Annotated in this window: 15 protein-coding genes; 3 read left to right on the top strand and 12 right to left on the bottom strand. The window is 69.8% G+C overall.

What is annotated here, in order from left to right; genetic code table 11:
• Nucleotides 1-112: 112 nt before the first annotated feature.
• Nucleotides 113-586, bottom strand: a complete 474-nt coding sequence (locus J2X36_RS14845) for a hypothetical protein (RefSeq protein ID WP_245516630.1) — start codon at nt 584-586, stop codon at nt 113-115.
• 201 nt (nt 587-787) lie between these two features.
• On the bottom strand, nt 788-1,081 hold the full coding sequence (locus J2X36_RS14840; protein WP_132255232.1) for a hypothetical protein: 294 nt from the start codon (nt 1,079-1,081) through the stop codon (nt 788-790).
• Between the two features lie 258 nt (nt 1,082-1,339).
• Here J2X36_RS14840 and J2X36_RS14835 point away from each other — a divergent pair, with 258 nt between their 5' ends.
• Nucleotides 1,340-2,035 carry an HAD family hydrolase gene (locus J2X36_RS14835; protein WP_310350988.1) on the top strand — a complete coding sequence of 232 codons (696 nt, stop codon included), beginning with the start codon at nt 1,340-1,342 and terminating at the stop codon, nt 2,033-2,035.
• A 107-nt stretch (nt 2,036-2,142) separates the two neighbouring features.
• On the opposite strand, the gene J2X36_RS14830 is transcribed toward J2X36_RS14835, so the two are convergent.
• The 5 genes from J2X36_RS14830 to J2X36_RS14810 form a co-directional block, all read right to left on the bottom strand.
• Entirely contained in the window at nt 2,143-5,367 is a 3,225-nt protein-coding gene (locus J2X36_RS14830; protein ID WP_310350986.1) for an efflux RND transporter permease subunit, read from the bottom strand.
• Between the two features lie 222 nt (nt 5,368-5,589).
• A complete protein-coding gene (locus J2X36_RS14825; protein ID WP_132255229.1) occupies nt 5,590-6,051 on the bottom strand; it encodes a Tellurite resistance protein TerB in 462 nt (153 codons plus the stop codon).
• 80 nt (nt 6,052-6,131) lie between these two features.
• The gene (locus tag J2X36_RS14820; RefSeq protein ID WP_310350982.1) at nt 6,132-6,329 is read right to left on the bottom strand and encodes a DUF3606 domain-containing protein; all 198 of its coding nucleotides are present in this window, start codon (nt 6,327-6,329) and stop codon (nt 6,132-6,134) included.
• 83 nt (nt 6,330-6,412) lie between these two features.
• Nucleotides 6,413-6,637, bottom strand: a complete 225-nt coding sequence (locus tag J2X36_RS14815; protein WP_132255227.1) for a YbdD/YjiX family protein — start codon at nt 6,635-6,637, stop codon at nt 6,413-6,415.
• A gap of 4 nt (nt 6,638-6,641) precedes the next feature.
• Nucleotides 6,642-8,699, bottom strand: coding sequence for a carbon starvation CstA family protein (locus tag J2X36_RS14810; RefSeq protein ID WP_132255226.1), 2,058 nt, complete (start codon nt 8,697-8,699; stop codon nt 6,642-6,644).
• Between the two features lie 216 nt (nt 8,700-8,915).
• Between J2X36_RS14810 and J2X36_RS14805 the strand changes: the two genes are divergently transcribed.
• Nucleotides 8,916-9,782: an NAD(P)-dependent oxidoreductase gene (locus J2X36_RS14805; RefSeq protein WP_132255225.1), complete on the top strand. Its 867-nt coding sequence runs from the start codon at nt 8,916-8,918 to the stop codon at nt 9,780-9,782.
• A gap of 4 nt (nt 9,783-9,786) precedes the next feature.
• On the opposite strand, the gene miaA is transcribed toward J2X36_RS14805, so the two are convergent.
• On the bottom strand, nt 9,787-10,707 hold the full coding sequence (gene miaA / locus J2X36_RS14800; RefSeq protein WP_310350978.1) for a tRNA (adenosine(37)-N6)-dimethylallyltransferase MiaA: 921 nt from the start codon (nt 10,705-10,707) through the stop codon (nt 9,787-9,789).
• Between the two features lie 17 nt (nt 10,708-10,724).
• Between miaA and serB the strand changes: the two genes are divergently transcribed.
• Nucleotides 10,725-11,621, top strand: coding sequence for a phosphoserine phosphatase SerB (gene serB / locus J2X36_RS14795; protein WP_310350977.1), 897 nt, complete (start codon nt 10,725-10,727; stop codon nt 11,619-11,621).
• Between the two features lie 3 nt (nt 11,622-11,624).
• On the opposite strand, the gene J2X36_RS14790 is transcribed toward serB, so the two are convergent.
• The 4 genes from J2X36_RS14790 to hflK all read right to left on the bottom strand — a co-directional run bounded on the left by J2X36_RS14790 (nt 11,625) and on the right by hflK (nt 15,987).
• Complete coding sequence (locus tag J2X36_RS14790; RefSeq protein ID WP_310350975.1) at nt 11,625-11,966, bottom strand: hypothetical protein; 342 nt, start codon at nt 11,964-11,966, stop codon at nt 11,625-11,627.
• Nucleotides 11,967-12,138: 172 nt separating this feature from the next.
• A complete protein-coding gene (locus J2X36_RS14785) occupies nt 12,139-13,683 on the bottom strand; it encodes a DegQ family serine endoprotease (RefSeq protein ID WP_310350974.1) in 1,545 nt (514 codons plus the stop codon).
• A 175-nt stretch (nt 13,684-13,858) separates the two neighbouring features.
• Nucleotides 13,859-14,821 (bottom strand): protease modulator HflC, encoded by a 963-nt coding sequence (locus tag J2X36_RS14780; RefSeq protein WP_310350972.1) that lies wholly within the window; start codon nt 14,819-14,821, stop codon nt 13,859-13,861.
• Nucleotides 14,818-15,987, bottom strand: a complete 1,170-nt coding sequence (gene hflK, locus J2X36_RS14775; RefSeq protein ID WP_132255219.1) for an FtsH protease activity modulator HflK — start codon at nt 15,985-15,987, stop codon at nt 14,818-14,820. The genes J2X36_RS14780 and hflK overlap by 4 nt, the downstream gene beginning before the upstream one ends.
• Between the last annotated feature and the right edge of the window lie 55 nt (nt 15,988-16,042).

Genomic DNA, 16,042 nt, shown 5'->3' with positions numbered 1-16,042 from the left:
GATGAGGGGAACGCATGTTTGCCACGGGGTCGACCTCGGCGGGAACGGAGGCGCCGTTAGCACGCGCGCCGCCCGGGCAAAAGACGATGTTCGGTCGCGACGCCCCGATCCTTCAGGGCCGGCCGCCCTGCGGCGGCGTCACGCTCGGGCCCGCGCGGCCCGGCGCCGGCCCGGTGGTCGGGGCCTCGCCCGCGCCGCCGACGGTCGGATTCGCCTGTTGCGTGCAGACGACCACCTCTTCCTTCACCTGCACGTAGCAGATGCTCATCTCGCCGCTGCGGTAATTCACCCGGAACACACCGGCCTCACGGGTATGGCGGGAGGCGACGAGCCCGTACTCGCCAGGCGCCTGCGCCGTCGCGCCCTCGCCCGGCCCGAAGCAGAGGGTCTGGCCGATGCCGCCGCCCTCACGCAGGCCGTACTGGCAGGAGGTGACCTCGCCCGTCACCCGGTCGACCCGGTAGACGCGGTTCAGGTCGATCTGGGGGGCCGGCACGAACTCGAAGGAGGCGGCGAGCACAGGGCCAGCGGCGAGGACGCCGAGCGTGAGGCAGGCCGGACGAAGAAACGGGAAGCGCCGAAGCATGGGGGCTCGCTCTCGCGGATGGGTGTCGCACGTCCCATCCGCGAGCTTTCAGGCGAGTCTTGGGCGGAGCGGCTCGCCGACGCGCGCTTCGCGGCCCGCCTCCGCCTCTCTGCCGTGCCCCAGGGCCAGCGCGGGGGATACGGCCCGCGTCGCTGCGTTGGGCAGAAAGGGACGACGGGGAACGCCCGTCATCCGCTTGATTCAGCGCGCCCTGAAGCCCGGATTCACGTTGCCGGGACTGAGGATGTTGCCGCCCTTGCCCATGAGGGTGCTGCCGTCGTTGCCGATCAGCTTCTGCGGGTTCACCCCGGTCGCGGGCTTGAAGGCGGGCGTGCCGACCTTCTGAGCCGCGCCCCCGGCAGCGAACTTGTTGCCTGAGGTCTGGCAGCTCGCGAAGCCGACGCAGGCCGCCTGCGCCGCAACCGGCAGGAGCAGGACACCGGACGCGAGCGCCGCACCGGCGGCAAGGCGAGAGACGCTGAGACGGGTCCGCATGACGATCGCTCCTGGTGACGTGGGAGGACGCCGGTCGATGTCGCGGGAAGCCGCCTCGTCCGTCGGCAATCGGCATGGCGGGGCGCCCCGGCTGCCGCGCATCCCTCCGTTTGCCGGCGCACCGTCGCATGCCCGCACCTCGTCCGCTTCCTCACTTCTGGGGAGGTGCCGCAAAGATCCTGCGCCGCCGCGTCGGGTTGCGGCTCAGAGCCGGGGCCGCTAGCGAGGTGCGTCCTTGCAAGGAAGACGAGAGAGCCGATGTCCCTGCCGCCGATCGCCGTATTCGACCTCGACGGCACGCTCGCCGAGACCGCGGGCGACCTCGTCGGCACGCTCAACGTGCTCCTCGGGCGGGAGGGCCTGCCGCCGCTGCCTCTGGAGGAGGCCCGCGACATGATCGGCGCCGGCGCCAAGGCACTGATCCAGCGGGGCTTCACGGCGGCCGGAGAACCGCTCTCGGCCGAGCGCCTGGAGCGCCTGTTCGGCGAGTTCCTGGAGCATTACGGGGCGCATCTCTGCGACCACTCGCACCTCTACGAAGGCCTCGTCGAGGCGCTGGACAGCCTGCAATCCGATGGCTTCCTCCTCGCGGTCTGCACGAACAAGGTGGAGGAGCACGCGGTCGACCTCCTCGACAGGCTCGGCATCGGCGATCGATTCGCCGCGATCTGCGGGCGCGCGACCTTCCCCTACTTCAAGCCCGACCCGCGCCACATCACCTCGACGATCGAGCGGGCGAAGGGCGATCCCGCGCGCTCGGTGATGGTCGGTGATTCCCGCTCCGACGTCGACGCGGCGAAGGCCGCGGGCATCCCCGTCGTCGCGGTCACCTTCGGCTACACCGACACGCCGGTGCAGGATCTCGGGCCCGACCGGGTGATCTCCCATTTCAGCGAGCTTCCCGGCGCCGTCGAGGCGCTGGTCCCCGGAGCCCGGGTCCGCGCGGCGGAGTGAGCGCGCTCGCTCCGTCACGCTAAGCTCCGCGTTTCCTCGAACGCCGCCTCGGCGCGCCGCGCCCCCTCTCCCGAACGGGAGAGGTGGAGAGGCACGGCGGCTGCCGCTCACACGTAATCCTGCGGCGGCCTGACGGCGCCGCGCCGCAGCAGCGTGTAGAGGAAGGGCACGAAGAGCAGCGTCGAGGGCGTGCCGAAGGCGATGCCGCCCATCACGGCGCGCGCGAGGGCCGCGTTCTGCTCGCCGCCCTCGCCCGTGCCGAGCGCCATCGGGATCAGGCCGAGGAACATGGCGCCCGCCGTCATCAGCACCGGCCGCAGCCGGGTCTCGCCGGCCAGCACCGCCGCCTCGACGGCGCTGCAGCCCGTGGCCTCCCGGTGCTCCTTGGCGAAGGTGACGAGCAGGATCGAGTTCGCCGAGGCGATGCCGACCGACATGATCGCGCCGAAGAGCGAGGGGATCGAGAAGGTCGTGCCCGTGATGAACAGGCTCGCGACGATGCCGCAGAACGCGAGCGGCAGGGCAGCCAGGACGACGAACGGGTCTCCCCAGCTCTGATAGTTCACCGCCATCAGGAGGTAGACGGCCACGAGCGCGATGGCGAGGCCGATGCCGAGGCGCAAGAAGGCCGAATCCATGTTCTCGATCTGGCCCCGCAGGGTGATCTTGTCCGGCGCGGGCAGCGTCTTCTGCTCCTCGTCCACGATCCTGCGGATCTCGCGGGCCACCGAGCCGAGGTCGGAATCCTGCACCGCCGCGTAGATGTTGTAGGTCGGCGTCGTGTTGACGTGGTTGATCACCGTTTGCGTGCCCTCCCGCCGGAATGACGAGACGCTGGAGAGGAGCGTCAGGACGCCGGGCTGGTCGGATCCGCCCTGCACGAGGAGCGGCGTGTTCTGGAGGGCGGTGAGCGAATCGTTGCGGTATTCCGGCGTCTGCACCCAGAGCTGGTAGGGGATGCCGGTCTTCGGGTCCGTCCAGAAGTTCGGCGTGACCTGGAAGGAGCCCGAGAGCGAGACGTTGAGGCCCTGCGCCACCTGCAGCTGCGTCAGGCCGAATTCGGAGGCGAGGCGGCGGTCGACGTCCACGAAGAATTGCGGCGTGTTGACGATCTGGTGGAGATGCACGTCGACCGCGCCGCGGATCTCGCTCACCCGCCGGACGATGGTCTGCGCGACCGCGAGGTCCTTCTCGGCGTTCCGGCCCGACACCTGGATGTCGATCTGCGCGAGCGTGCCGAAATTCAGGATCTGGGTGATGATGTCCGAGGGCTGGAAATAGAAGGTCACGTCGGGGAAGCGCTCGCGCAGCACCTCGCGCAGCCGCTTCGTGTAGGCCGCGACCGAGCCGTGCCCCTCCTTCAGGTTGATGAGCATCTGGCCGTCGTTGTAGGCGACGAAGGAGCCGTCCGAGAACGCGAAATTGTAGTTGTTCGAGGGCAGGCCGATATTGTCGAGGATCTGGTCGATCTCGTGCTCGGGGATGACCTCGCGGACGGTCTTCTCGACCTCCGCGAAGACCTGCTCCGCGGTCTCGATGCGCATGCCGGGGCGGGTGCGCAGGTGGAGCGTCATCTGGCTCGAGGCGACCTGCGGGAAGTAATCCTGCCCGACGAAGCTGAACAGCCCGGCGGTGCCCGCGAAGACCATGGCGACGACGCCGACCGTCGCCACGGGATGGCGGATCACGGCATGGAGGAGCCCGAGATAGCCCCGGTGGAAGCGGGCGAAGCGCGCCTCGAAGCCGTGCCGGAACCGGCCGGCCACCGAGAAGAACGGGCGGCCGAGGAGGGCGAGCGCGCGGGCGACGCGCCCCTGCCGGGCCGGCGGCGCCTCGCCGTGATGCAGGGCGTATTCGCGAGCCACCAGCACGTCGATCAGCACCGGGACCAGGGTGCGCGACAGCAGGTAGGAGGCCAGCATCGCGAAGACGACCGCGAGCGCCTGCGGGGTGAACAGGTATTTCGGGGTGTCGGTGAGCGCGAAGACCGAGGTGAAGGCCGCGCAGATCGAGAGCGTCGAGATCAGCGTCGGCTTGGCGATGCTGGCCGCGCCCTCCGCCACCGACTTGCGGAAGGGCTCGCCCTCCTCGAAGAGCCGATAGGTGTTCTCGATCGCGACCGTCGCGTCGTCGACGAGGATGCCGACGGCGAGCGCAAGACCGCCCAGCGTCATCACGTTGATGGTCTCGCCGAGCGCCCCCAGCACCGCGAGCGAGGTGAGGATCGAGAGCGGGATCGAGATCAGCACCACGATGGTGGAGCGCCACGAGCCGAGAAAGAGCAGGATCGTCAGGCCGGTGAGGCAGGCGGCGATGGCCGCCTCGTGCATCACCCCCTCGATCGCCGCCGAGACGAAGACCGACTGGTCGAAGAGCGGCTTCAGCGACATGCCCTCGGGCGCGGCGGCGCGGATGTCGGGCAGCGCCTTCTTGACGTTGTTGACGACGTCGAGGGTCGAGGCGGTGCCGTTCTTGAAGATCCGCATCAGCACCGAGTGCAGGCCGTCGGCGCGCACGATGTTGACCTGCGGCGGGCCGCCGTCGCGCACGTAGGCGACGTCGCGCACGAGCACGGGCTGGCCGTTCACGGTCTTGATCGGGATCTCGTTGAGCGCCTCGATCGCCTCGGGCGTGGCGTTCAGGCGGATTGGGTATTGCTGCTCGCCGATCTTGGCGAGGCCGGAGGGGACCGTCAGGTTCTGGGCCGACATCGCGTTCGTCACGTCGACGGGCGTCAGGCCCAGCGCCTGCAGGGCGTGCAGGTCGAGATCGACCATGATCTGCCGGGGCGTGCCGCCGAAGGGCGAGGGCAGCGTCGAGCCCGGCACCTGCACGAGCCGCTGGCGGATGCGGTACTGCGCATAATCGTAGACCTTGGTGAGGCTCTCCTTCGTGGAGGCCAGCGAGAGCTGGATCACCGGCACGGACGAGGCCGAGAAGCGCAGGATCACCGGCGGCTGTACGCCGGGGGGCATCGTGGCGCGGATCGAGTTCGTGGACGAAACCACCTGCGCGATGGCGAGATCGATGCTGACGCTCGGGTCGAAATAGACCTTCATCACCGACGTGCCCTGCAGGCTCGTCGATTCCATCCGGGCGATGTTATTGACGTTGTTCGAGATTCCGTACTCGGAATAGGTCGTGATGCGCCGCTCCATCTCCGGCGCGGACAGGCCGTTATAGGTCCAGACGATCACGACGACCGGGATGTCGACGGTCGGCAGCACGTCCTTCGGCGTCGTCACGATCGCCGCGACGCCGGCGAGCGTCATCAGCACGGCCAGGACGTAGACCGTGACCCGGTATTTCAGAGCGTAGAGGACAAGGCCCATATCGTCGTCGGCTCGGGTCGATCAGGGCACCGCGCATCGCGACCGATGCCGATGGGTCGTCCGGCGCGGATCCCCTCCTCGTTCGGAAGGAGAGATGGGGTGGGAGGAGGTCGCCCGTCCACCCGCATGGCCGCACCCGTCCGGCCACAAGTCGCGATCAACGTTTCCGGATTGTGTCCGCGCGATCCGTCGTCCGCTGGCGCATCGCCGCAGGGGATCGGTTCAGTGGCCGGAAGGTCTCGCGTTCCCGGCGCCGAGGAGCGCGTCCTTGTCGACCACCAGGGCGCGGGCGATCTCTTCCAGCGCCCGGTGCTCGACCTCGCTGATGCCGCCGAAATCGGCCACGTCCGCAGCGATCAGGAAGATGTCCTCCCGCTGGTCGAGGGGCCGCTCGGCGACGGCCTGGACGAGGCGGATGTTCTCGACGCGGCCGGCCCGGGTCTTGGCGCGGGCGATGGCCTCGTAGAGCGCCTGCTCGATGCGCAGGGTGTCGTAGGATTTCTCCAGGATGGGGTTCGCGCGCATGCCGGTGATCGCCGATTCGATCTCCTCCTCGTCGATCTCGCCATCCGCCAGCGTCACGTTGGCGGCGGCCGAGACGGCGGATTCGAGGAACACGGCGTCGCCCGCATAGGACATGATGGTCCGGCCGAAGCGAAGGATCGCGTCCTGAAAGATGCTCATGCCTGCCTCCTGAACCTCAAGGAGGCTCGAAATCCCCTCGTCCAGTCAAGGGTTTCGCGGCAACACACCGGGTCTGATCCTCAGACGATCGGCTCGTGGCCCGGCCAGTCGCGGCCGAGATGGGCCGCCACGCGGGCGGGATCGTCGCCCACCGCCTCGACGGCCGCCTGCACCTTCTCCACCGGCACCATGAAGCGGCGGGCCCAGTAGGCCCGCTCCCAGGGCTCGGCGACGTTGACGATCCTCGGCTCGGGCGGGGCGGCGCTGTCCTCGGCCATGGCGGCTCCTCGGCTGGGGCGGCCCGAAACGGAGAGCCGCGACCCAGCGAGAACGCCCGAGCCGACGCTTCGTGCCCGGAGCGTCAGCAGCAGCGGAAGCCGTTGCGGTTGCCGACGCCGAAGCGGGCATTCTCCCGGTTGCGGAAGAATTCCAGCTCCGTCATCGGCGCCTGGTCCGGATGCGTCTTGCGGATGTGGCTGGCATAGGCCTCGTAATCGCCCTGCCCCACCATCAGCCGCGCGCCGTCGCAGACGCATTTCGTGAGCGTCTGCCAGCGCTCGCGGAGATTCTGCGACGACACGGCCATCGCCTCACTCCGCCGGAACGGCGCGGGCATCCGATTCCAGCGCCGTCCAGCGGTCGGTGCGGAAGGCGCGGATGCAGGCGATGACGCCGAACACGGCGATCGAGACGACGAGCCCGACGAAGACCACGGCCAGCGCCGCGTCGATGCGGTCGTTGAAGATGATCTGGCTCATCTGCTCGACGTTCTTGGCCGGCGGCAGCACCTTCCCCTCGGCGAGCGCGGTGCTGTAGCGGTCCGCGTGCGAGAGGAAGCCGATCCGCGGGTCGGCGTGGAAGATCTTCTGCCAGCCGGCGGTCAGCGTGCAGATGCAGAGCCACACGGTCGGGATGATCGTGACGAAGGCGTAGCGCTCGCGCTTCATCTTGAAGATCACCACCGTGCAGAGCGTCAGCGCCACCGCGGCCAGCATCTGGTTCGAGATGCCGAAGAGCGGCCACAGGGTGTTGATGCCGCCGAGCGGGTCGGTGACGCCCTGGTAGAGGAAGTAGCCCCAGGCCGAGACGCAGAGCGCGGTCGCCACGATGTTGGCCGCCCACGAGGTGGTGTCCTTGAAGGCGGGCACCGCGAGGCCGACGAGGTCCTGCACCATGAAGCGGCAGGCGCGGGTGCCCGCGTCCACGGCGGTGAGGATGAACAGGGCCTCGAACAGGATCGCGAAATGGTACCAGAAGGCCATCATCGCCTTGCCGCCGATGGCGGAGGAGATGATGTGCGCCATGCCGACTGCGAGCGTCGGGGCGCCGCCCGCCCGCGAGATGATCGTCGTCTCGCCGACGTCCTTGGCCGCCGCGGTGATGGCGTCGGGCGTGATGGCGAAGCCGAGCTTCGTCACCGCCGCCGCGGCCGTCTCCGGCGAGGTGCCGAGGAGGGCCGCCGGCGAGTTCATGGTGAAGTACACGCCCGGATCGATCACGCAGGCCGAGACCAGCGCCATCACGGCGACGAAGCTCTCCATGAGCATGCCGCCGTAGCCGATCATGCGCGCGTCCGCCTCGTTCGCGATCAGCTTCGGCGTGGTGCCCGACGAGATCAGGCTGTGGAAGCCGGAGACCGCGCCGCAGGCGATGGTGATGAACAGGAACGGGAAGAGCTGGCCGGACCAGACCGGGCCCGTCCCGTCCACGAACTTCGTCATGGCCGGCATCTGCAGGTGCGGCGCGACGACGGCGATGCCCAGGGCGAGGCCGACGATGGTGCCGATCTTGAGGAAGGTCGAGAGATAGTCGCGCGGGGCGAGCAGCAGCCAGACCGGCAGGATCGAGGCGACGAAGCCGTAGCCGATCAGCATCCAGCAGAGTTGCGTGCCGGTATAGGTGAAGGCCGGGCCCCAGGTCGGGTGCTCGGCGACGCTGCCACCGTAGACGATGGCGAGCATGAGGAGCACGAAGCCGAGGATCGAGACCTCGCCGATCTTGCCGGGCCGGATGTAGCGCGAATAGACGCCCATCAGGATCGCGATCGGGATCGTCGCCATCACCGTGAAGGTGCCCCACGGGCTGCCGGCGAGCGCCTTCACGACGATCAGCGCCAGCACGGCGAGCAGGATGATCATGATCAGGAAGGTGCCGATGAGGGCGATCACGCCCGGCACGGTGCCGAGCTCGGCCCGGATCAGCTCGCCCAGCGAGCGCCCGTCGCGGCGCATCGAGACGAACAGGACGATGAAGTCCTGGACCGCACCCGCGAAGACGACGCCGGCCAGGATCCAGAGGAGGCCCGGCAGGTAGCCCATCTGCGCGGCGAGCACCGGGCCGACCAGCGGGCCGGCGCCCGCGATGGCCGCGAAGTGGTGGCCGAACAGCACGGTCTTGTTGGTGGGCACGTAGTCGAGCCCGTCGTTGTGGCGCACCGCCGGGGTCTCGCGCTTCGGGTCGAGCCGCATCACCTTGTCGGCGATGAAGAGCGAGTAGTAGCGGTAGGCGATGACGTAGACGCAGATCGCGGCGACCACGATCCAGAGGGCATTGACGGACTCGCCGCGCTCCGTCGCCACGATGGCGAGGGCGGCGGCACCGAGGGCTCCGACGAGGGCCCAAGGCCCGTGTTTCGAGATCGCACCCATGGACGTTCACTCCAGGGCCGGTTCTTCCTGGCCGGCCATCTTTGTCCTTGTGGCGCAGAATTCTGTCCGAGAAAATACGTATGCTCAGCGAGTTGCATACATCCGGCGCGATTCTGTCGCCCGGTGTCCCGGCGCGCGCGCACGCGTTTGACGCTTCCGCCGGGCGAACCTAAGCAGGCGCCGGGCCCCCGGGCCGCGAGTTTGTGGAGACGAGCGATGGCGAAGGTGGCGTTCCTGGGTCTCGGGGTGATGGGCAGCCCTATGGCGGCCCATCTCGCGAAGAAGGGCCACGACGTCACGGTCTACAACCGCACCGGCGCCAAGGCCGAGGCCTGGGTGAAGGCGAATGGCGGCGCGCATGCGGGCACGCCCCGCGAGGCGGCCGGGGATGCCGAGATCGTCTTCGCCTGCGTCGGCAACGACGAGGACCTGCGCAGCGTCACGCTCGGCGAGGACGGTGCCTTCGCCGGCATGGGGCCCGGCGCCGTCTTCGTCGATCACACCACCGCCTCGGCGGAGGTGGCGCGGGAGCTCGCGGCGGCGGCCGAGGCGCGCGGCCTCGGCTTCGTCGACGCGCCCGTCTCCGGTGGACAGGCAGGTGCCGAGAACGGCGTCCTCACCGTGATGTGCGGCGGCGAGGCCGCGACCTACGCCAAGGTCGAGGCTGCGATCGGCGCCTATGCCCGCGCCTGCCGCCTGATGGGCCCGGCGGGCTCGGGCCAGCTCACCAAGATGGTCAACCAGATCTGCATCGCCGGCCTCGTTCAGGGTCTGTCCGAGGGCGTGCACTTCGCCAAGCGGTCGGGCCTCGACGTCGAGGCGGTGCTCGACGTGATCTCGAAGGGCGCGGCCGGCTCCTGGCAGATGGAGAATCGCGGCCGGACCATGAACGAGGGCCGCTTCGATTTCGGCTTCGCGGTCGACTGGATGCGCAAGGACCTCGGCATCCTCCTCGACGAGGCCCGCCGCAACGGCGCCTCGCTGCCCGTCTCGGCCCTCGTCGACCAGTTCTACGCCGAGGTTCAGCGCATGGGCGGCAATCGCTGGGACACGTCGAGCCTGATCGCGCGGCTGGAGCGCTGAGCGCTCACGCCCCGGCCAGCGCCGCCTCCGGATCGGTCCAGGCCCAGTCGCCGCCCATCTGGTGGCGGAACCACGTGAACTGCCGCTTAGCGTAGCGCCGCGTGTCGTTCTGCCCGCGCAGGATCGCCTCCTCGAGGCCGAGCGTCCCGTCGAGATGGGCGATCAGGCCCGGCACCCCGTGGGCTCGCATGATCGGCAGCATCGGATCGAGGCGGCGCTCGCGCAGGCGCGCCACCTCGTCGAGGGCCCCTTCCGACATCATCGCCCGGAAACGCGCATCGATGCGGGCCCGAAGCCGGTCCCGGTCGGGTGCCAGGAAGATCTTGCGCAGGGGGCGGCCCGCGAGCGGGCCCGGCACCCGGCTGCCGTGGAAGGCGGCGATCGGGCGCCCGGTCGCGGCGTGGATCTCGAGGGCGCGCATCACGCGGGCTCGGTCGCTCGGCCGCAGGGTTGCCGCGCCCTCCGGATCGAGCGCGGCGAGATCGGCGTGGAGCGCCTCGGTCGGACGGCCTTCGGCCGTCTGCCGCAGGGCGGCGCGCACGGCGTCGGGCACGGGCGGCAGGTCGGACAGCCCCTCCTCGAGGGCGCGGAAATAGAGGCCGGTTCCGCCGACGAACACGGGCAGGCGGCCGTCGAGGTCCGCCACGAGGGCGGCGGCGTCGCGCGCGAAATGGCCGGCCGAGTAGTTCAGCGCCCCGTCGACGTGCCCGTAGAGCCGGTGTGGAACGATGGCCTCCTCCTCGGGACTCGGCCGCGCGGTGAGGACGCGCAGGTCGCTGTAGACCTGCATCGAGTCCGTGTTGACCACGACCCCGCCGTGACGAAGCGCGAGCGCCGTCGCCAGGGCCGACTTGCCGGAGGCGGTCGGCCCTGCGATGAGAATGGCCGCCGGCTGGTCGGCGAATGTCGGCTCAGGCGGCGGCAACAGCGGAACGCTCCCGGATGACCCTGGTCGCCAGCCTGATAGCAAACGAGACGCGGCCCGCCATCACGGATGCGGTGCTGGCGGAGGCGCGCGCCGTTCTCGGCACCGAGCACCAGCCGCGGATCCTGCACGGCGAGGTCGCGGCCGAGATCCTGGTGCCGGGCGCGGGCGCCGACGCCGAGGTTCTGACCGGCCGCCTGCGGCGCGCGCTGAAGGGCGAGCCCATCGACGTCGCGGTGCTACCGGCGGGTCCCCACCGGCGCAAGCGCCTGTTCCTCGCCGACATGGATTCCACCATGATCGAGCAGGAATGCATCGACGAGCTCGCCGACGTGGTCGGCCTCAAGGCTCACGTCTCGGCGATCACCGAGCGGGCCATGCGCGGCGAGATCGCCTTCGAGCCCGCGCTCCGCGAGCGGGTGGCGCTGCTCGAAGGCTTGTCCGTCGGGGTGATCGACACGCTGATCCGCGAGCGGCTCTCCCTGATGGCGGGTGGCACGACGCTCGTGCGGACGATGCGGGCGCACGGGGCGCGGACCTGCCTCGTCTCGGGCGGCTTCACCCTCTTCACCGGGCCGATCGCGGAGCGGATCGGCTTCGACGAGCACCGGTCGAACCGGCTCTCGGTATCGGGCGGGCACCTGACGGGCCGCGTCGAGGAGCCGATCGTGGGCAAGGCGGCCAAGCGCGACACCCTCGCGGAACTTCGGACGCGCCTCGGCCTCGAAGCGGCGGAGACGCTGGCCGTGGGGGACGGCGCCAACGACCTCGACATGCTCGCCGAGGCGGGTCTCGGCGTCGCCTTCCGGGCGAAGCCCGCCGTCGCGGCCGCCGCGCAAGTGCGCATCGACCACGGCGACCTGACGGCCCTCCTGTACCTCCAGGGCTACGCGGCGAGCGAGTTCGCGCGCTGAGGCTCAGAAGGGCTGCAAGCCGGGCCGCGGGCGGTGCACGTCCTCGAAGATGTCCGGATCGATCAGCTGGTCCGGATGCTCACCCGCCTCGCCGAACAGGGCTCGGAAGTCCTGCCTGCCGAGGATCCGCTTGCTGGCCGTCATGGATTCGGCGAGCGCTTGATTGAAACCGTCGCGGTATTCGTCCGGCGTGATCGCGCCGCTTTCCAGCTTGCGCGCCAATTCGTCCTTGCGACGCCAGAACACCGACTGCACCTCGGCGAGCGATCGAAAGCGCGCATCGTCGATGCTGACGGCCGGATTCGATCTGACCATGTCCCGCAAGTCGCGGATGCGCTCGGACATCTCCGTTTCGAACACGTGCGGCTCCTCCGGTGAGAGTGGAGACGGATGTCCATGTGCGGAAAAACCGTCTGCGCTCGCCTTCGACTCGCGCGCCTCCCTCCCCGCAAGAGGGGATACGAGGAAGCCGCCCTCTTCCGATGGGCGGCCCCCAGTCGCGTGAAGCGCGCTGAAGCTACTCGAGCCCGAGCGCCACGAACCGCACGTCGCCGCTCGCGCTCGCCACGAGGAGCAGGACGGACTTGCGGCCCTCCTTCTTCAGCGCGTCGACCCGCTTGGTAACGTCGGCAGGAGACGTCACCGCCTCCTGGCCCACCTCGACGATGACCTCGCCCGCCTGGATCCGCTTGTCGGCGGCGGTGGAGGAGGGATCGACGCGGGTGACGACGACGCCCTTCACGGTGTCCTTGATGCTGTAGCGCTTGCGCAGCTCGTCGGTGATCCCGGAGAGGTTGAGGCCGAGAGCCTGCCGCACGGCGCTCTCGGGCTCTGCCTGCTTCACGTTGGCGAGCTGCGGCTTCTCCCCGTCCTCCAGGCGCCCTAGGGTGACGGGCTTCGTCACCTCCTCGCCCTTCCGGACGACGACCACGTCGACGGTCTTGCCGACGGGGGTGGCGGCGACGATGCGGGGCAGGTCGCTCGACGCCTTGACGGCGCTGCCGTTGAACTTCGTGATCACGTCGCCGACCTCGAGGCCGGCGGTCTTGGCCGGGCCCTTCTCGTCGACGCCGGCGATCAGCGCGCCCTTGGCGCCGCCCTTCAGGCCGAGAGCCTCGGCGGTCGATTCGTCGACGTTCTGGATGCGCACGCCAAGCCAGCCGCGGCGGACCTCGCCGTACTCGCGGAGCTGGTCGATCACCGGCTTGGCGGTCCCTGAGGGAACGGCGAAGCCGATGCCGACCGAGCCGCCGGTCGGCGACAGGATGGCGGTGTTGATGCCGATCACCTCGCCGTCCATGTTGAACAGCGGGCCGCCCGAATTGCCCTTGTTGATGGCCGCATCCGTCTGGATGTAGTTGTCGTAGGGGCCGGACTCGATGTTGCGGCCCCGTGCCGAGACGATGCCGGCCGAGACCGAGCCGCCGAGGCCGAACGGGTTGCCGATCGCGACCACCCAGTCGCCAGGGCGCATCTTCTCGGAATCGCCGAACGGCACCGCCTTGAGCGGCCGGTCCGCGGTCGGCTTCACGCGGAGCACCGCGAGGTCGATCTTCGAATCCTTGCCGATGATCTCGGCCTTCAGCTTGGTGCCGTCGGACAGGATCACCTGGATGTCGTTGGCGTCGCCGATGACGTGGTTGTTCGTCACCACGATGCCCCCGGCATCGATGATGAAGCCCGAACCGAGCGAGTTGGACTTGCGCTGCTGGCGCGGCGTGTCGTTCTCGCCGCGCTGCTCGCCGCCACGGTTGCCGCGCCGGTTGAAGAACTCCTCGAACAGGTCCTCGAAGGGCGTGCCGGGGGGCAGCTGGGGCATGGTGCGACCGCCTCCGCCGCCCGAGCGCGTCTCCACGGTGGTGGAGGCGGAGATGTTGACGACGGCGTCGGTGATCCGCTCCGCGAGGTCGGCCAGGGATTCGGGACCCTTGGCGAAGGCCGGCATCGGCACGGCGCTGCCCGCGACCGAGGCCCCGATCATGAGGGCGGCGAGGGCCGCCCGAGCGTGGCGGCTCAGCGCGGAGGGACGGCGCGCTGCGGTGGCGCTCGCGACGGGTAGCATGATCGACCTCTTCAAAGGAGCGTTTCCCGACCTGTTCTTCCTGAAGCCCGGTGCAATCCGCCGGGCAGCCGCCTCGGGCTCGCGCATTAGATCGGCGACACGGGTCCGGGTTCAAGGGCACGCGCGGACCCGCCGCGGCCGGCAGGCCGCAGCCGGTCCACGCGCCAATCCCGCCTCAGCGCGCCGTGCCGACGGTGGAGCCCGTCGCCGCGCTCGGGTCGCCCGTCCCGCGCGGTGTGCCGGATTGCGCCGCGCGGCCCTGCGGATCGCCGAAAAAGCGGAAGAAATCCGAGTTCGGGCTGATCACGAGGCGGGTGTCGGAGCCCTTCAGGCCGGCTTCGTAGGCCTGCATCGAGCGGTAGAAGCTGAAGAAGTCCGGGTCCTTGCCGAAGGCCTCCGCCAGGATGCGGTTGCGGTCCGCGTCGCCCTGGCCCCGGAGCTGCTCCGATTTCTGGTTCGCCTCCGCCAGGATGACCGTGACGTCGCGGTCGGCCCGCGCCCGGATGGTCTGGGCGATCTGCTCGCCGTTCGCACGGACGTCGGCGGCCTCGCGCTTGCGCTCGGTCTTCATGCGCTCGTAGACCGCCGAGCTGTTCTGCGCCGGAAGGTCGACGCGGGTCATGCGCAGGTCGACGATCTCGACGCCGAGGCTCTTGGCCTGCCGGTTCACGTCCTCCTGGATCTCGTTCATCAGCCGCATGCGGTCGGTCTTCACGATCGCGTCGCGGGTCGAGCGGGCGAGGACGTTGCGCAGGGCCGAGTTGGTGAAGCTCGCCAGCCGCTGGTTGGCCAGCCCGATATTGCCGACCGACTGGTAAAAGCGCAGCGGGTCGACGATCCGGTAGCGGGCGAAGGCGTCGACCTCGAGATTCTGGCGGTCGGCCGTCAGCAGCGCCTGGACCGGCAGGTCGAGGTCGAGCACGCGCTTGTCGAAGACGATGACGTTCTCGATGAACGGCACCTTGAAGTAGAGGCCCGGCCGGTCCTCGCCGGTCTGGTTCAGCACGGCGCGCACGCGCCCGAGCTGCAGGACGAGGGCCTGCTGCATCTGCCCCACGGTGAAGACCGAGGCGTAAAGCCCGACGGCGATGGCCGCGACGAGGACGACGAGGCCGGTGCGGAGAGCGTTGCCGTTCATCGTGCCGCCCCACCCGCCTGCTGGCCGCCGCGGCCGCCGAATTCCGTCAGCGGCAGCACGGGCAGCACGCCCGCGGCCGCGTTGGTGCCGGCCGCGCCGCCGCTCTGGTCGATGATCACCTTGTTCACGGAGCCGAACACCTTCTCCATCGTTTCCAGGAAGATGCGCTCGCGGCTGATCGCCGGCGCGGTCCTGTAGGATTCGTAGACCTGCTGGAAGCGGGCGGCCTGGCCGGTCGCGTCGGCGGTGGCCTGCGTCCGGTAGGCCTCGGCCGCCTGCACCACTTGGGAGGCGCGGCCGCGCGCCTGGGGCACCTCGCGGGAGGCGTAGGTCTTGGCCTCGTTCTGCAGGCGCTCGGCGTCCTGCTGGGCGGCGTTCACGTCGATGAAGGCGGGCCGCACTTCCGGCGGCGGCGTCACGCTGACGAGCTGAACCACCTCGATGCGCACGCCCGCGCCGTACTCGTCGAGCGCGGCCTGGACGATCTCCTTGACCTCCTGCGCGATGCTCGACTGCTCGTTCGTCAGGATCGCCTGGATGTTGCGGCGGCCGATCACCTCGCGCATCGCGCTCTCGGAGATCGCCTTGATGGTGCCTTCCGGGTTCTGCAGGTTGAAGACGTAGTCCGACGCCTTGAGCGGGTTGACGCGCCACTGCACCTCGAAGTCGAGATCGACGATGTTCTCGTCGCCCGTGAGCATCAGGCTCTCCTCGGGCACGTCGCGGGAGCGCCCCTGGGTGCCAACGCCGGAGCGGTAGCCGATCTGGATCGAGTTCACCTGGCCGACATTCGGCTTCACGACGCCGCCGATCGGATAGGGCAGGTTGTAGCGCAGGCCCTCGCCCTTGGAGCCGACGTAGCGGCCGAAGACGGTCTCGATGCCGACCTGGTTCGGCGCGACCGTGTAGAAGCCCGTGAACAGCCAGATCGCCACCGCGGCCACGCCGATGACCACGATGCCGCGGCCGCCGCCGAAGGACCCTCCGGGCATCACGCCGCGCAGGCGGTCCTGCCCGCGGCGGAGCAGATCCTCGAGGTCCGGAGGGGTCTTGCCGCCGCCGCCGCCGCCGCCGGTGCCCCAGGGGCCTCCGCCGTTGCCGCCGCCGCGGCCCCAGGGCCCTCCCCCGCCGCTGCCGCCGCCGCCGCTCTGATTGCTCCAAGGCATCCTTGAGGTCTACTCCAGCTCATCCGGGGCCGGGGCGCCGAAGGCGTCCCAGGGG

This window comes from Methylobacterium sp. BE186 (assembly GCF_031457035.1).
Lineage (GTDB): Bacteria > Pseudomonadota > Alphaproteobacteria > Rhizobiales > Beijerinckiaceae > Methylobacterium > Methylobacterium segetis.
The sequence above is the reverse complement of the archived record's forward strand: the minus strand, read 5'-3'. Positions and strand labels throughout refer to the sequence as shown.

Excerpts from the sequence above, each read along its gene's own strand:
- J2X36_RS14845 (WP_245516630.1), bottom strand. The coding sequence starts at position 586 with ATGCTTCGGCGCTTCCCGTTTCTTCGTCCGGCCTGCCTCACGCTCGGC.
- J2X36_RS14840 (WP_132255232.1), bottom strand. The coding sequence starts at position 1,081 with ATGCGGACCCGTCTCAGCGTCTCTCGCCTTGCCGCCGGTGCGGCGCTC.
- J2X36_RS14835 (WP_310350988.1), top strand. The coding sequence starts at position 1,340 with ATGTCCCTGCCGCCGATCGCCGTATTCGACCTCGACGGCACGCTCGCC.
- J2X36_RS14830 (WP_310350986.1), bottom strand. The coding sequence starts at position 5,367 with ATGGGCCTTGTCCTCTACGCTCTGAAATACCGGGTCACGGTCTACGTC.
- J2X36_RS14825 (WP_132255229.1), bottom strand. The coding sequence starts at position 6,051 with ATGAGCATCTTTCAGGACGCGATCCTTCGCTTCGGCCGGACCATCATG.
- J2X36_RS14820 (WP_310350982.1), bottom strand. The coding sequence starts at position 6,329 with ATGGCCGAGGACAGCGCCGCCCCGCCCGAGCCGAGGATCGTCAACGTC.
- J2X36_RS14815 (WP_132255227.1), bottom strand. The coding sequence starts at position 6,637 with ATGGCCGTGTCGTCGCAGAATCTCCGCGAGCGCTGGCAGACGCTCACG.
- J2X36_RS14810 (WP_132255226.1), bottom strand. The coding sequence starts at position 8,699 with ATGGGTGCGATCTCGAAACACGGGCCTTGGGCCCTCGTCGGAGCCCTC.
- J2X36_RS14805 (WP_132255225.1), top strand. The coding sequence starts at position 8,916 with ATGGCGAAGGTGGCGTTCCTGGGTCTCGGGGTGATGGGCAGCCCTATG.
- serB (WP_310350977.1), top strand. The coding sequence starts at position 10,725 with ATGACCCTGGTCGCCAGCCTGATAGCAAACGAGACGCGGCCCGCCATC.
- J2X36_RS14790 (WP_310350975.1), bottom strand. The coding sequence starts at position 11,966 with ATGTCCGAGCGCATCCGCGACTTGCGGGACATGGTCAGATCGAATCCG.
- J2X36_RS14785 (WP_310350974.1), bottom strand. The coding sequence starts at position 13,683 with ATGCTACCCGTCGCGAGCGCCACCGCAGCGCGCCGTCCCTCCGCGCTG.
- J2X36_RS14780 (WP_310350972.1), bottom strand. The coding sequence starts at position 14,821 with ATGAACGGCAACGCTCTCCGCACCGGCCTCGTCGTCCTCGTCGCGGCC.
- hflK (WP_132255219.1), bottom strand. The coding sequence starts at position 15,987 with ATGCCTTGGAGCAATCAGAGCGGCGGCGGCGGCAGCGGCGGGGGAGGG.